Source organism: Salinarimonas sp., from assembly GCF_046292825.1.
In the GTDB taxonomy this organism is placed as follows: Bacteria; Pseudomonadota; Alphaproteobacteria; order Rhizobiales; family Beijerinckiaceae; genus Salinarimonas.
Genome location: NZ_JBKBQG010000026.1, coordinates 49,953 through 64,888 on the forward strand (window position 1 = coordinate 49,953; position 14,936 = coordinate 64,888).

Sequence of the window (14,936 nt, forward strand, 5' to 3'; positions counted from 1 at the left end):
TTTTGGCGCGCGCGCGCGCCGCCCCCCCCCCCCGGGCGGGGGGGGCGGGGGGGGGGGGGGGGCGGGGGGGGGGCCCCCCCCCCCCGTGCAGGATCTGGCGTGTCGGTGCCATCTCGACGACCCCCATCCGACCCGTCGGCTGCGCCGCCGGGCCACCTTCCCCCAAGGGGGAAGGACAAGAGCGGCCTTCGAGGACGTCGAGATCGCCAGGGAATGCGCAATCCCTCAGGGGAAGGAGAAGGGGCGCGCTCGGGGGCATGTCGCCCGTCGCGATTCGGTGCGCGTGCTGCCAAATCATCCCGCGATCCCCCCGTCGGTCTCGCGGCTCGACCCGATCGCGCCGGCGAGGGGCAGGAGGCTCGCGGCGGGGAGGTCGTGGGCGCGGACGAAATCCTGGCCGCGCAGCCATTCGTGCAGATCCGCCAACCCCTCGCGCCAGCCGATCTTCGCCCGCCAGCCGAGGCTCTGCGCGATGCGGCGGGTGTCGGCGACGAACCAGCGCTGGTCGCCGGGGCGGGGCTCGGCCTCGTCGATGTCGATGCGCGCGCCGGTGAGCCGCTCGATCTCGGCGATGACCGCCCGCAGGCTGACCGCGTTCGCGGGGCCGCCGCCGAGATTGAAGGCGGTGCCGGCGATCGCGTCGATACGCGACAGAGCGGCGCGGTAGGCGGCGACCGCGTCGGCGACATGCAGAACGTCGCGGACCTGCCGCCCGTCGCCGTAGAGCGTGATCGGGCGGCCTTTCAGCGCGCTGATCAGGAAATGCGCGACCCAGCCCTGGTCCTCGGTGCCGAATTGGCGCGGGCCGTAGATGCAGGACATCCGCATCACGGCCGTGCGCAGGCCGTAGCTGCGCGCGTAATCGAGGACGTATTGATCCGCGACCCCCTTGGAGCAGCCGTAGGGCGTGTGGAAATCGAGCGGGCGGTCCTCGCCGATGCCGTATTCGCGGACGGCTCGAGCCTTCGGCCGGGCGCCGTTGCCCGTCTCCTCGAGCGCGATGTCGGCGAGATCGCCGTAGACCTTGTTTGTCGAGGCGAAGAGGACGGGGATGCGCGGGTCGGCGGCGCGCACCGCTTCCAGGAGGACGAGCGTGCCGCGCGCGTTGACCTCGAAATCGGCGATCGGATCCGACAGGCTCGTCGTCACCGCGACCTGCGCGGCGAGGTGGACGACCGCGCGCGCCCCCTCGACGAGCGGCGCGAGCGCGTCCGAATCGCGCACGTCGACGGGGGCGAAGGCGAGGCGGTCGCCGTGGCGCTCGCGCAGCCAGGCGAGGTTGCGCTCGACGCCGGGGCGGGCGAGCGTGTCGACCACGAGGACGCGCTCTCCTTCCGACAGCCAGCTCTCGGCGAGATTGGCGCCGACGAATCCGGCGCCGCCGATGACGACGAAGCGGCCCTCCCTCATGTCACGAGGCCCCGCGCCTCGAGCTGCCGGCGCATCTCCGCCCCGCGATCCTCCGCCTTCTGCGAGCGCACCCACTCGACGAGCGCGGGAATGCCGTCCTCGAGCGTGGTCCTCGGCGAAAAGCCGAGGATTTCGCGTGCCTTGCCGATATCGGCGAAGCAATGGCGGATGTCGCCCGTCCGCGCGCGACCGAGGATCTCCGGCGCGACCTCGGCACCCATCGCCTCGCCGAGGAGGCGCGCGACGTCGTTGACCGTGTAGGCGCGGCCCGAGCCGATATTGATCACCTCGCCGTTCGCCTCGGGCGCCTCCATCGCGAGGCGGAAGGCGCGGGCGACGTCGCCGACATGGACGAAATCGCGCTTCTGCTCGCCGTCCTCGAAGATCGTCGGCGCCTCGCCGGCCAGATAGCGCGAGGCGAAATTGGCGAGGACGCCCGTATACGGGTTCGACAGCGCCTGTCCGGGGCCGAACACGTTGAAGAGCCGCAGCGCCACCGCTTCGATGCCGTAGGCGGGGCAGGCTATCATCACCGCGCGCTCCTGCTGGAACTTGGTCAGCGCGTAGATCGAGGCGAGGTCGACGGGCTTCGTCTCGTCGGTCGCGACGGGTTCGAGCCGGGCATTGCCGCGCATCGGATCGTAACGCCCCGCCTTGACCGCCGCCGCGTCGCGGCGCGCGTCGTCGACGATCGCGCCCTCGCTCGTGCGGTAGCGGCCCTCGCCGTAGACGCTCATCGAGGAGGCGACGACGACGCGCCCGACGGGCTGCTCGATCAGGGCTTCGAGCAGGACGGCGGTCGCGAGATCGTTGCCGCCGACATAGCGGGCGATCTCGTACATGCTCTGCCCGACGCCGACCTCGGCCGCGAGGTGGAAGACGCCGTCGACGCCGGCAAGGGCCGCGCGCACGGCCTGCGCATCGCGCAGATCGGCCTCGATCACCTCGACGTCGTCCGAGAGGGTGGGGCGGGCGTCGCCGTGGACCTGCTCGACGAGGCTGTCGACGACGCGCACCGCATGTCCGGCCGCGCTCAGTTCCGCGACGACGGCCCGGCCGATGAAGCCGAGGCCGCCCGTGACGAGATAGGTCTTCCGTGTCATTCGTTCGCGTGCTTCCGGCGAGGCGCCGCGGCGCCGATGGACGGGGGAGGATCGGAGACGTTGAAGAAGATCCTTGCCCGCCGAACGTGCGCTGTCCGCTTTCGTTCCTTGGCCGAACGCGAAAACACTCCTCCCGTTCCGGGCGATCGTTCCTAGACGGCGGGGCGGGCCGGGAGGGCCGGCTCGCGAATAGGAGCCTTGTCCGGGCCGCCCGACCGCCTCACGGGGGCCGTCGCGATTCGCGAAGCGGGCCATCGGCCGGCGCTGGTGTGGCGGAAAAGCGACATGTGGTGACTTTCATTAACCCTACCGTGTGAACGAGGCAGGATCATAAAGGGATCGAAAAGGGGGATTTCCGAGTTTCGAACGGTTTTCGCCGAAAGCTTGTCACGTCTGCCCCAATTCGGGCATAGTCCGCCCCGACCTTCCCGGCCGCCGAAAGGCCCGCTCTCGCGAGCGATCCACACAGGCAGCCGTGAGGCGAATGCTTAGGTCGCCGATCAACGGCGGCGTCGGAACGGGGCGAACATGATGCAAGACGGCTGGGTTGGCGGGCTCTTCGTCCGCGCGGGCTCGATCGGCGCCCTCGCGCTCCTGCTCTCCGCGTGCGGCACGTCCACCGCGAAGATCGAGACGGAAGTCGCCAAGGTCGAACCGGCGGCGGCGCCGAGCCGGGCGTCGAACGCGCGCTCCCCGATCACCGGCGGTCGCGCGCATATCGGTCGCCCCTATTCGGTCGGCGGGCGCACCTTCGTTCCCCAGCACGATCCGAACTATTCCCGCGAGGGCCTCGCCTCCTGGTACGGCCGCGATTTCCACGGCCGCTCGACCGCCAACGGCGAGACGTTCGACCGCTTCGCGATGACCGCCGCGCACCCGACCATGCCGCTGCCGAGCTATGCGCGCGTCACGAACCTCCAGAACGGGCATTCGGTGATCGTGCGCGTCAACGATCGCGGCCCCTTCCACGGCAACCGGATCATCGACGTGTCGCGCAACGTCGCCGACACGCTGCGCTTCCGCGACGCGGGCACCGCCCGGGTGCGGGTCGATTACGTCGGCCCGGCCTCCATCCACGGCTCCGACGACCGGATCCTGATGGCGACCCTGCGCACGGACGGCCGTCCGGCGGACATGCCGGTCGATGGCGCCACCTCCATCCAGATCGCCGCCGCCGACCGCCCGGTGGCGCCGTCGCTCACCTTCGCCTCCGCCGCGCTGCCCGCACCGACGCGCGCTCAGGCGCCGCAGACTGTGGAAGCGCCGCAGGCCGTTCAAGCGGCCGAGCTCGCTCCGGCGCCCGCCGTCGCACCGGTCGCCGCTCCTGCGGCCGCGCCCGCCGTCGTTCCCGCCGCGACGGCCGCGCCGCTGCCGCCGGTCCGTCCGAACCTCGAGACGCTCGTCGTCACGCAGGCCTCCTTGCGCAGCGCGCCCACGGCCGCTCCGTCGACGCCCGTCCGCGCGGCGAGCTTCGCGCCGCAGCCGATCGTCTCCGAGCAGGTCGCGGCGCCCGTCCTGCGCGGCGCGCTGCCCGTGAGCGCGAACGCCTCCGCCCAGCTCGTCGGCATCTTCTTCGCGAGCCCCGATCAGCCCGCCGCCGGCTTCGCGCAGCGCGAGGCGTTCGGGGAGGTGCTCGTCCAGCCGAACCAGTCGCTGCGCGCGCCGCGCTGATACCAAACGGCCTCTCACGCGTTGATTTTCGCCGCGCGGGCGCACAGAGTGCCCCTGCGATTGCGCGAGGGAGCCTTGCCTTGTCCGATTTTCTTCACGGCGTACGCGAGACGCTGCGCACGACCTGCCTGACGCTCGCGGCCGCCGCGACGTTCGCCGCCTTCGGCGCGAGCGCCTCCGCCCAGGATTTCCAGACCGCCGCCCAACAGGCGCTCCTGATGGACGAGGTGACGGGCGCGATCCTGTACGCCAAGAACATCGACGAGCCGATGGTGCCGGCCTCGATGACGAAGGTGATGACGGTCGCCGTGATCGTCGACGAGATGCGCAAGGGGCGGCTTTCCGAGACCACGGAATTCACGGTCTCCGAGGACGCCTGGCGGCGCGGCGGGGCGCCCTCGCGCGGGTCGACCATGTTCGCCGAGATCGGCAGCCGCATCGCGCTTCCCGATCTCCTGCGGGGAATCATCGTGCATTCGGGCAACGACGCGGCGATCGCCGCCGCGGAGGGCATCGCCGGCAGCGAGCAGGCTTTCGCGCGGATGATGACGAATTACGGCCGCTCGATCGGGATGCGCGTCTCCGAATTCCGCAACGCCACCGGCTTCCACGATCCCGAGCAGGTGACGACCGCGCGCGAGCTCGCGCTGCTCGCCCGCCACCTGATCGAGGAGGCGCCGGAGATCTGGGCGATCTTCGGCGAGGAGGAATTCACCTGGAACGGCATCCGCCAGCGCAACCGCTTCCCGCTGCTCGGCATGAATATCGGCGCGGAGGGCGGCAAGACGGGCTTCGTGACGGAATCCGGCCACGGGCTCGTCGGCTCGGCGGTGCAGAACGACCAGCGCCTGATCGTCGTCGTCAACGGCCTGCCGAGCGAGGCCGCGCGCGCGACCGAATCGCGCCGCCTCGTCGAATGGGGCTTTCGCGCCTTCGAGCGGCGCCGCCTGTTCGAGCCGGGGGAGGAGATCGGCCGCGCGCAGGTGTTCGGCGGCGAGAGCGCGCACGTGCCGCTCGTGAGCGGCCGCCCCGTCGAGGTGCTGTTCCCGCGCGGGACGAACGAGCGGCTCTCCGCGCGGATCGTCTACGAGGGGCCGCTGCGCCCGCCGGTCGAGGCGGGGACGCCGGTCGGCTTCCTGCGCGTCACCCGCGGCGACACGGTGGTGCTCGAAGCGCCGCTCGAGACCGGCGCGAGCGTGCCGCAGGGACCGCTGACCCGTCGCGCCATGGACGGCGCCTGGGAGCTCGTCTCCGGCGGCGTGCGCCGGGCGATCTGGGGCGAATGAGAGCGGGCGAGGCGGCTGATCGGGGGCGCGTCGGGGGGCGATGACCGCACGGTTCATCACGTTCGAGGGCGGCGAGGGCGCCGGCAAGACGACGCAGATCGCGCGGCTCGCCGAGCGCCTGCGCGCGCGCGGCGAGGCGGTCGTCACCACCCGCGAGCCCGGCGGCTCGCCGCGCGCCGAGGCTTTGCGCGCCGCGATCCTGAGCGGGGAGGGCAAGGCGCTCGGCCCCTTCGCCGAGGCGCTCCTCTTCGCCGCCGCGCGGCGCGACCATCTCGACGAGACCATCCGGCCCGCGCTCGCCCGCGGCGCGATCGTCTTGTGCGACCGCTTCGCCGATTCGACCCGCGCCTATCAGGGCGCCGCGGGCGCCGTGCCGGTCGCGGCGATCGAGGCGCTCGAGCGCTGGGCGATCGGCGACACCCGGCCGGACCTGACGCTCGTCCTCGATCTCCCCGTCGAGACCGCGCTCGCGCGCGCGGCGGCGCGGCGGGGGGCGGGGGAGGAGGCCGATCGCTACGAGGCGGAGGGCCGCGCCTTCCACGAGCGCCTGCGCGAGGCCTTCCGCGGGATCGCCGCGGCGGAGCCCGAGCGCTGCGTCCTCGTCGACGCGTCCGGGGCGCCGGACGCCGTCGCCGAGCGCGTGGCGGCGATCGTCGAGGCGCGGCTCGGAGGCCCCGTCGAGCGGCCGGCCTTGCGTGGTCCCGATCGCGAGAGCCTCCATGCCGGCTGACAAGAATGCCGGGCTCGAGCCCGATCGCCTCCCCGGCCTGCCGCATCCGCGCGAGCGCCACGTCCTCTTCGGTCACGAGGAGGCGGAGCATGGCTTCCTCGAGGCCTATCGCGCGGGGCGGCTGCACCATGCCTGGCTGATCGGCGGGCCGGAGGGCATCGGCAAGGCGACGCTCGCCTATCGCATCGCTCGCTTCCTGCTGGAGCACGGCGGCGTCGCCACCCGGGGGGAGGGGGCCGCGGGCCTCGACGTCCCGGCCGAGAGCCGCACGTCCCGCCTCGTCGCCGGCCTAGCCCATCCCGGCCTCGCGGTGCTGCGGCGCGTGCCCGGCACCGAGAAGAAGGGTCCCTCGACGACGATCCCCGTCGACGAGGTGCGCAAGGCGCTCCAGCTCTTCGGCTCCACGGCCGCGGACGGGGGCTGGCGCGTCTGCATCGTCGATTCCGCGGACGATCTGACCGCGGCGCCGGCCAACGCGCTCCTCAAGATGGTCGAGGAGCCGCCGCCGCGCTCGCTGTTCCTCATCCTCGCGCACCGCCCGCAACAGGTCCTGCCGACGATCCGCTCGCGTTGCCGCAAGCTGATCCTGCGCCCCCTCGACGATCCGACGCTCGCGCGGGTGATCCGCTCGCTGCCCGACCCCGTCGGCACGGCGCCCGACGACGCGCTCGCGACCGCTCTGCGCGCGGCCGAGGGATCGGCGCGGCGCGCGATCGCGCTCCTCGATCCCGACCGCGCCGAGACGGTGACCCGCACCGAGCGCCTCCTCGCGCGCCTGCCCGAGATCGATTGGCGCGGCGTGATGGCCCTCGCCGAGCGCGTCTCGCGCAAAGGCGCCGACGAGGATCTCGCGCTCGCGCTCGAGACGGTGGAGCGCTGGGCGTCCGCCAGCATCGCCGCACGGGCGGGGGAGGGGGCCGCGCGCCTTGCGCCGCTCGTCGAGGTGTGTGAGAAGTCCGCCCGCGCCGCCGCCGAGGCCGACGTGTACAATCTCGATCGACGCCCGCTCGTCCTCGAGCTGTTCGGAGACCTTGCCGCGGCGATGCGCGGGACGACATAACGTGAGCGAGCGCCGCTCCCGGCGCCGGGAACCGAGCGCATGCCCGAGAAGACGCCCTTCTACATCACGACCGCGATCTCCTATCCCAACGGAGCGCCGCATATCGGCCACGCCTACGAGGTGGTCGCCGCGGACGCGATCGCGCGCTTCAAGCGCATCGAGGGGCACGACGTCTTCTTCATGACGGGCACCGACGAGCACGGCCTGAAGATCCAGCAGACCGCGCGCCGCGACGGCCAGAGCGCGCGCGCCTTCGTCGACGCGATGGCGCCGAAGTTCCAGGCGATGGGCGAGCGGCTCGGCTGCTCCTTCGACCGCTTCATCCGCACGACGGATGCGGACCATTACGCCGCCGTGAGCGAGCTTTGGAAGCGCATGGAGGCCCGCGGGGACATCTATCTCTCGCGCTATTCGGGCTGGTACTCGGTGCGCGACGAGGCCTATTTCGACGAGAGCGAGCTGACGCTCCACCCCGACGGCCGCCGCACGGCGCCGACCGGCTCGCCGGTCGAATGGGTGGAGGAGGAGAGCTATTTCTTCCGCCTCTCGGCCTATCAGGAGAAGCTCCTCGCCCATTACGAGGCGAACCCGGACTTCATCGGCCCCGACAGCCGCCGCAACGAGGTCGTCGCCTTCGTCAAGCGCGGGCTGCAGGACCTCTCCGTCTCGCGCACGACCTTCGATTGGGGCGTGCCTGTGCCGGGCGATCCGAAGCACGTGATGTACGTCTGGGTCGACGCGCTGACGAACTATCTCACCGGCACGGGCTATCCGGACGCGGATCACCCCCGCGCGCGCTTCTGGCCCGCCGACGTGCACATCATCGGCAAGGACATCGTGCGCTTTCACGCGGTCTATTGGCCGGCCTTCCTGATGTCGGCGGGCGTGCCTCTGCCCAAGCGCGTCTTCGGGCACGGATTCCTCCTCAATCGCGGGGAGAAGATGTCGAAATCGGTCGGCAACGTGGTCGATCCGTTCTCGCTCGCCGACGCCTACGGCGTCGACCAGATCCGCTATTTCTTCCTGCGCGAGGTGCCCTTCGGCCAGGACGGCAATTATTCCCACGAGGCGATCGTCAACCGCATCAATGCGGATCTCGCCAACGATCTCGGAAATCTCGCGCAGCGCTCGCTGTCGATGATCGCCAAGAATTGCGACGGTGCGGTTCCCGCCTGCGGGGCCCTCACGGAGGCCGATCGCGCGATCCTCGCCGCCGCCGACGCGCTGCCGGAGAAGGGCCGCGCGGCGATGCGCAATTTCGCGCTCCACACGCTCCTCTCCGACATCTGGGCGGTCGTCGGCGACGCCAACCGCTATTTCGCGAGCGAGCAGCCCTGGGCGCTCAAGAAGACCGATCCCGCGCGCATGGAGACGGTCCTCTACGTCACGATCGAGGTCCTGCGCGCGGTCGGCATCGCGACGCAGCCCGTGATCCCGGAGGCCGCGGGCAAGCTCCTCGATCTCATCGCCGTGCCGGCCGAGCGCCGGATGCTGGCGGATGTGGGGGAGGTGGGCCGGCTCGCCCCCGGCACGGCGCTGCCTTCGCCCGCCCCGATCTTCCCCCGCTGGGTCGAGCCGGACGCGGGCGCGTGAGGGAGCGGGGCGCGGTGCTCGTCGACAGCCATTGCCACCTCGATTATCCGGACCTCGCCGCGGATCTCGACGGCGTGCTCGCGCGCGCCGAGGCGGCGGGGGTCGGGCGCGTCGTGACGATCTCGACCCATGTCGCGCGCGCGCGCATCTACGAGGCTTTGGCCGAGCGCGATGCCCGGGTGTTCTCCACGATCGGCACGCACCCGCATTACGCCGGCGAGGAGCCGGATACCCGGGTCGAGACGCTCGTCGCGCTCGCGCGCCACCCGCGCTGCATCGCGATCGGCGAGGCGGGGCTCGATTTCCATTACGACAAGAGCCCGCGTGACGTGCAGGCCCACGTCTTCCGCACGCACATCGCCGCCGCGCGCGAGAGCGGCCTGCCGCTCGTGATCCACGCGCGCGAGGCGGACGCGGAGATGATCGCGATCCTCTCCGAGGAGATGGCGCGCGGGCGCTTCTCGGCGGTGCTGCATTGCTTCTCGTCGGGCGCCGAACTCGCGCGGGTCGGCGTGGAGCTCGGGCTGTACGTGTCCTTCTCGGGCATCGTCACCTTCAACCGATCGGAGGAGCTGCGCGCGATCGCACGCTCCGTGCCGCTCGAGCGCATCCTGGTCGAGACCGACGCGCCCTATCTCGCGCCGCAGCCCAAGCGCGGCAAGCCGAACGAGCCGGCTTACGTCGCGATGACGGCGGCGAGCCTCGCGCAGACGCTCGGCCTGACGCCGGACGCGCTGGCGCGCGCGACGACCGCGAATTTCTACCGGCTCTTAGCCAAGGCGGCGGCGCTCGACGGGGTCTTGGCGGGGGAGGGGGCGGCGTGAGGGTGGTCGCGACGATCCTCGGCTGCGGCTCCTCGGGCGGCGTTCCCCGCCCCGGCTCGGGCTGGGGCAAGTGCGATCCGGCCGAGCCGAAGAACGGGCGCCGCCGCTGCTCGATCCATGTCGCGGCCCACGGCGCGAACGGGACCACGAGCGTCCTCGTCGACACCTCGCCGGACCTGCGCCTCCAGCTGATCGACAACGACATCAAGCACCTGGACGCCGTTCTTTACACGCACGATCACGCCGACCACACCCACGGCATCGACGACCTGCGCCCGCTCGTGATCCATATGCGCCGGCGCATCCCGATCTATTGCGACGCCGCGACCTCCGCCTCGCTGAACGCGCGCTTCTCCTATTGCTTCGTCACGCCGCCCGGCTCCGACTACCCGCCGATCCTGGAAGAGCGCCGCATCCACGATCCCGAACCCGTCGCGGTCGAGGGCGCCGGCGGGCGGCTCGAGGCCTGGCCGATCCGGGTCGCGCATGGCGGGCAGGACGCGCTCGGCTTCCGTTTCGGCGATTTCGCCTACATGCCCGATGTCAGCGCGATGTCGCCCGAGGCGGAAGCCGCGCTCGGCGGGCTCGACGTGCTGGTGATCGACGCTTTGCGCGACACGCCCCATCCGAGCCATTTCAGCGTCTCGGACGCGCTCGCGCTCATCGAACGGGTGCGCCCGAAACGCGCGGTGCTCACCAATCTCCACACCGATCTCGACTACAACGCGCTCGCCGCGCGGCTGCCCGAGGGGGTGGAGCCGGCTTATGACGGGATGCGGCTCGGGTTGTGAGGGGGTGAGGGGGAGCGGCTCCAGGGGTGTCATCCCCGGCCGGAGCCGCGAAGCGGCGGAGGCAAAGGGGACCCAGCGCCGATAAGATACTTGCGGAGCAAGCGCTTGCGGCGGCGTCTAGCCGCCTGGTCGGCGGTACGATCGTGTGCTCCGCACACGTCTTGGTGCCGGGTCCACTTCCCCTGCGCACGCTCCGCGTGCTCCGGCCGGGGATGACACGGGGAACGGCGGTCTCCACATCTCAGCCGACGGTTCCGACATAGCGCTCCACCTCGATGTCCCCGTAGCGCCGACGCGCTTGAGCGATATCGAAGCTGTTCTGCATGCGCATCAAGGTGTCCATGGACACCCCGAACGCCTTCTCGATGCGAAGTGCCATCTCGGGCGAGAGCGCGGCACGCTCGTTGAGGAGCGCGGACAGGGCAGGGCGGGTGACGCCGAGCACGCTCGCCGCATCCGTGACGGACAGATCGAGCGGCTCGATGATCTCGTGTCGGATGAACCCGCCCGGGTGCGCGGGGCTCTTCATCCGGATGCCGGCCGTGACGTTCACGAGCGCCTCCTCAATGATAGTCCTCATAATCGAGATCGATTATCTCGATCTCCTCTTGATCGATGCGAAACGTCAGGCGCCAGTTCCTCGTCACGAACAGGCTCCATTCCCCCTTGCGGTCACCGGACAGTTTGTGGGCTTTCCAGCTCGGTACGGACCGCAGCTCGTCTTCGTGTTCCATGTCCTGCAAGAACGAGAGCATCCGTCGAAGCTTGTCGGCCACGGCGGGCTGAACCCCACTCGCATCATCATCCTCGATCAGACGCCGGAGGCCTTTGTGCAGGACGTTGCGTATCCGCATGGCGAGATCATTAGAATATTGTTCGTCGCCCGTCAAGCCACGCTTTACACCCGCATCACCCCATCAGCATCCACCCGCAAACCCCTACGAGACAAGCCCCGAACACCGCATCCACACTCCGCCCCGACGCTCCGCGGGCCAAAATCCGCGCGAGCGCGATGCCGGCGAGCGTCCAGGCGACGAAGGCGACGAGATTGTTGAGGGTGAAGACGAGCGTGAGCGCGAGCACGCGGCCCATCTGGTCGGCGCCGGGCTCGAGGAACTGGCTGAACAGGAGGCCGATGATCAGATAGGCCTTGGGGTTGAGGACGAGGATCACGGCGCCGTCGCGGAAGCGCGCACCCGTCGCCGGGCCGAGACCGGCGGCGCTGCGATCGGACGCTACGGCCGCGCGCAAGAATCCGAGGCCGAGCCAGCCGACATAGAGCGCGCCGGCGATGCGCATGACGCGCGCGACGTCCGGATCGGTGACGATCGCAAGCCCGATGCCGAGCCCGATCGCGGCGGTGACGACGAAGGTCGCGACATGGTAGCCCGCGAGCGCCGGCCAGGCGGCGGCGAGCCCGCCGCGGGCGCCGAGCGCGGCGAAGAAGCCGTTGCCGGGCCCGGGGCTGTAGGCGAGCGGGAAGAGGAAGACGAGGAGCGCGAGGAGGGTCGGCAGATCCATGGCAAGGCTCACAGGGCAAGGCTCCGAGGGCGGGCAACGGCACCGATCCTCGCCGGATGCGCGCCGGGGCACGACCCGATAGCGCCGCCCGAAAGTGATGATCTTGGTTCCATAATATATCTTATGCGAAACCCTTATCCCCGCCGCCCCCTTCCCCGACCGGCGCCCGCGCACGACAAAGTGCCTCGACGCCGTTCCCGTTTTGCTCCATGGTCCGATCCATGAATCGCGACGAGGATCTCCAGAGGCATCTTGGCCCCGAGCCGTCCGCGGGGTCCGCCTCGGCCTCGCTGTCCGCGCGGGCGCGCGCGGCGGTGGCGCCGCAACGCCCCTATCTCGAGGGGCTCAATCCCGAGCAGCGGCGCGCCGTGGAGACGACGGACGGGCCCGTCCTCGTGCTCGCCGGCGCCGGCACCGGCAAGACGCGGGTGCTGACGACGCGCATCGCCCATCTGATCGCGACCGGCAAGGCGCGGCCCTCCCAGGTCCTCGCGGTCACCTTCACCAACAAGGCCGCGCGCGAGATGAAGGAGCGCGTGGCGCTCCTCCTCGGCGGCGTCGCCGAGGGCATGCCCTGGCTCGGCACCTTCCACGCGATCTCGGCCAAGATCCTGCGCCGCCACGCCGAACTCGTCGATCTCAAGCCGGATTTCACCATTCTCGGCATGGACGACCAGCTGCGGCTCCTCAAGCAGGTGATCGCGGCCGAGGACATCGACGAGAAGCGCTGGCCGGCCCGCCAGCTCGCGGGCGTGATCGACGATTGGAAGAACCGGGGCCTGCATCCCGACAAGGTGCCGAAGGGCGAGGCGGCGTCCTTCGCCTTCGGCAAGGGAATCGCGCTCTACGCGGCCTATCAGGAGCGCTTGAAGACGCTCAACGCCGCCGATTTCGGCGATCTCCTGCTCGAGTGCCTGCGCCTCTTCCGCGAGCATCCGGACGTGCTCCAGGGCTATCAGGACCGGTTCCGCTACATGCTGGTGGACGAGTACCAGGATACCAACGTCGCCCAATATCTCTGGCTCCGGCTTCTCGCGCAGGGCCGGCGAAACCTCGCCTGCGTCGGCGACGACGATCAGTCGATCTACGGCTGGCGCGGGGCGGAGGTCGACAACATCCTGCGCTTCGAGCACGATTTCCCCGGCGCGACCGTGGTGCGGCTCGAGCGCAATTACCGCTCGACCGGCCATATCCTCGCCGCCGCCTCCCACCTGATCGCCCACAACGAGGGCCGCCTCGGCAAGACGCTGCGCACGGACGACGAGCCGGGCGAGAAGGTCACGCTCACCGGCGCCTGGGATTCGGAGGAGGAGGCGCGGCTCATCGGCGAGGAGATCGAGAGCCTCCAGCGCGAGGGCCATTCGCTGTCCGAGATGGCGGTCCTCGTGCGCATCTCGGCGCAGATGCGCGAGATCGAGGATCGCTTCGTGCAGCTCGGCCTCCCCTATCGCGTGATCGGCGGCCCGCGCTTCTACGAGCGCGCCGAGATCCGCGACGCGCTCGCCTATCTGCGCATCGTCGCCCAGCCGGCGGACGATCTCGCCTTCGAGCGGATCGTCAACACGCCCAAGCGCGGCCTGGGCGACGCGACGCTGCAGGTGCTCCACGGACACGCGCGCGCCGCCAAGGTCCCCCTCCTCCAGGCGGCGCGCTTCCTCGTCGAGACGGACGAGCTCAAGCCCAAGGCGCGGGGCGCGCTTCGCGATTTCGTCGGGTCCGTCGCCCGCTGGGCGCAGGAATCCGAGCGGCTGCCGCATTCCGAGCTCGCGCGCGTGGTGCTCGAGGAATCCGGCTACACGGAGATGTGGCAGCGCGACAAGTCGGCGGATGCGCAGGGGCGGCTCGAGAACCTCAAGGAGCTCGTGCGCTCCATGGAGGACTTCCCCGACCTCGCCGCCTTCCTCGAGCACGTCTCGCTGGTGATGGACGCCAACGAAGGCGAGGGCGAGGACAAGGTCTCGCTGATGACGCTGCACGCCGCCAAGGGGCTCGAATTCGAGACCGTGTTCCTGCCCGGCTGGGAGGAGGGCCTGTTCCCCTCCCAGCGCGCGCTCGACGAGAGCGGCCAGGCGGGATTGGAGGAGGAACGCCGCCTCGCCCATGTCGGGATCACCCGGGCGCGGCGGCGCGCGAAGATCTATTTCGCCGCCAACCGCCGCATCCACGGGATGTGGAACGCGACCGCCCCTTCCCGCTTCGTCGACGAATTGCCGGAGGGCTCGGTCGAGGTGGTGGAGGCGCCCGCGCAATATTCCGCCTCGGCCGGCTATGGCGGCCAGGGCGCCTCCCGCTTCGACCGGATCGCGCCCTTCGGCTCGACCTACGCGACGCCCGGCTGGCAACGGGCCCAGGCCAACATGCGCGCCCAAGCCGAGAGCCCGCGCGGCCGCGGCGGCTTCTCCGAGCCGCGCCGGGGGCCGCTCGTGATCGAAGGCGAGCTCGTCGCGAAATCGAGCGGGCCGGCTTCGGCCTATTCGGTCGGCACGCGCGTCTTCCACATCAAGTTCGGCCCGGGCACGGTCGCGGCGGTCGACGGCAACAAGCTGACGGTCGATTTCGACAAGGCAGGGCGCAAGATGGTGCTCGACAGCTTCGTCGAGAAGACGTGAGCCCCCCTCCCCTGCGCGATCCCTCCCCGTAGGGGAGGGTGGCCTCGGAGCGTAAGCGAACGAGGTCGGGTGGCGCCCGAGGCTCGGAGGATTTCCGCCCACCCGGGCCGCCCCGGCCGCTGTCGCTGCGCTCCAGCGTCCACTCTCCCCTACGGGGAGGGAGTGGCGCGAGGATCCCTCCCCGTAGGGGAGGGCGGCCTCGGAGCGTAAGCGAACGAGGTCGGGTGGGGCCCGAGGCTCGGAGGATTCCCGCCCACCCGGGCCCCACCCGGCCGCTGTCGCTGCGCTCCAGCGTCCACCCTCCCCTACGGGAAGGGATCGGCGCGAGAATCCCTCCC

General features: G+C 70.9%; 13 protein-coding genes. 8 read left to right on the forward strand and 5 right to left on the reverse strand.

The window, feature by feature from the left end; all coding sequences use genetic code 11:
- Nucleotides 1–294: 294 nt before the first annotated feature.
- On the reverse strand, nucleotides 295–1,410 hold the full coding sequence (locus ACK4UM_RS13560; protein ID WP_409799926.1) for an NAD-dependent epimerase/dehydratase family protein: 1,116 nt from the start codon (nucleotides 1,408–1,410) through the stop codon (nucleotides 295–297).
- Entirely contained in the window at nucleotides 1,407–2,513 is a 1,107-nt protein-coding gene (locus ACK4UM_RS13565) for an NAD-dependent epimerase/dehydratase family protein (protein ID WP_409799929.1), read from the reverse strand. Before ACK4UM_RS13565 ends, ACK4UM_RS13560 begins: the two co-directional genes overlap by 4 nt.
- A 528-nt stretch (nucleotides 2,514–3,041) precedes the next feature.
- On the opposite strand from ACK4UM_RS13565, the gene ACK4UM_RS13570 reads away from it, so the two are divergent.
- The 7 genes from ACK4UM_RS13570 to ACK4UM_RS13600 all read left to right on the forward strand — a co-directional run bounded on the left by ACK4UM_RS13570 (nucleotide 3,042) and on the right by ACK4UM_RS13600 (nucleotide 10,468).
- Entirely contained in the window at nucleotides 3,042–4,184 is a 1,143-nt protein-coding gene (locus tag ACK4UM_RS13570; protein ID WP_409799931.1) for a septal ring lytic transglycosylase RlpA family protein, read from the forward strand.
- A gap of 80 nt (nucleotides 4,185–4,264) precedes the next feature.
- Nucleotides 4,265–5,470: a D-alanyl-D-alanine carboxypeptidase family protein gene (locus ACK4UM_RS13575; protein WP_409799934.1), complete on the forward strand. Its 1,206-nt coding sequence runs from the start codon at nucleotides 4,265–4,267 to the stop codon at nucleotides 5,468–5,470.
- Between the two features lie 40 nt (nucleotides 5,471–5,510).
- Nucleotides 5,511–6,200 (forward strand): dTMP kinase, encoded by a 690-nt coding sequence (tmk, locus tag ACK4UM_RS13580; RefSeq protein ID WP_409799937.1) that lies wholly within the window; start codon nucleotides 5,511–5,513, stop codon nucleotides 6,198–6,200.
- Nucleotides 6,190–7,260, forward strand: a complete 1,071-nt coding sequence (locus ACK4UM_RS13585; protein ID WP_409799940.1) for a DNA polymerase III subunit delta' — start codon at nucleotides 6,190–6,192, stop codon at nucleotides 7,258–7,260. Before tmk ends, ACK4UM_RS13585 begins: the two co-directional genes overlap by 11 nt.
- Nucleotides 7,261–7,299: 39 nt before the next feature.
- Entirely contained in the window at nucleotides 7,300–8,853 is a 1,554-nt protein-coding gene (gene metG / locus ACK4UM_RS13590) for a methionine--tRNA ligase (RefSeq protein ID WP_409799943.1), read from the forward strand.
- A 14-nt stretch (nucleotides 8,854–8,867) separates the two neighbouring features.
- Nucleotides 8,868–9,677, forward strand: coding sequence for a TatD family hydrolase (locus tag ACK4UM_RS13595; RefSeq protein WP_409799965.1), 810 nt, complete (start codon nucleotides 8,868–8,870; stop codon nucleotides 9,675–9,677).
- On the forward strand, nucleotides 9,674–10,468 hold the full coding sequence (locus tag ACK4UM_RS13600) for an MBL fold metallo-hydrolase (protein ID WP_409799946.1): 795 nt from the start codon (nucleotides 9,674–9,676) through the stop codon (nucleotides 10,466–10,468). Before ACK4UM_RS13595 ends, ACK4UM_RS13600 begins: the two co-directional genes overlap by 4 nt.
- A 241-nt stretch (nucleotides 10,469–10,709) precedes the next feature.
- Here the strand turns inward: ACK4UM_RS13600 and ACK4UM_RS13605 are convergent, their stop codons facing one another.
- The 3 genes from ACK4UM_RS13605 to ACK4UM_RS13615 are packed head-to-tail and all read right to left on the reverse strand — an operon-like array spanning nucleotide 10,710 to nucleotide 11,989.
- A complete protein-coding gene (locus ACK4UM_RS13605) occupies nucleotides 10,710–10,997 on the reverse strand; it encodes a HigA family addiction module antitoxin (RefSeq protein ID WP_409799968.1) in 288 nt (95 codons plus the stop codon).
- 34 nt (nucleotides 10,998–11,031) lie between these two features.
- Complete coding sequence (locus ACK4UM_RS13610; protein WP_409799949.1) at nucleotides 11,032–11,358, reverse strand: type II toxin-antitoxin system RelE/ParE family toxin; 327 nt, start codon at nucleotides 11,356–11,358, stop codon at nucleotides 11,032–11,034.
- Nucleotides 11,359–11,377: 19 nt separating this feature from the next.
- On the reverse strand, nucleotides 11,378–11,989 hold the full coding sequence (locus ACK4UM_RS13615) for a LysE family translocator (protein ID WP_409799952.1): 612 nt from the start codon (nucleotides 11,987–11,989) through the stop codon (nucleotides 11,378–11,380).
- A gap of 221 nt (nucleotides 11,990–12,210) precedes the next feature.
- Here ACK4UM_RS13615 and ACK4UM_RS13620 point away from each other — a divergent pair, with 221 nt between their 5' ends.
- Nucleotides 12,211–14,598: an ATP-dependent helicase gene (locus ACK4UM_RS13620; protein ID WP_409799954.1), complete on the forward strand. Its 2,388-nt coding sequence runs from the start codon at nucleotides 12,211–12,213 to the stop codon at nucleotides 14,596–14,598.
- Nucleotides 14,599–14,936: the final 338 nt, after the last annotated feature.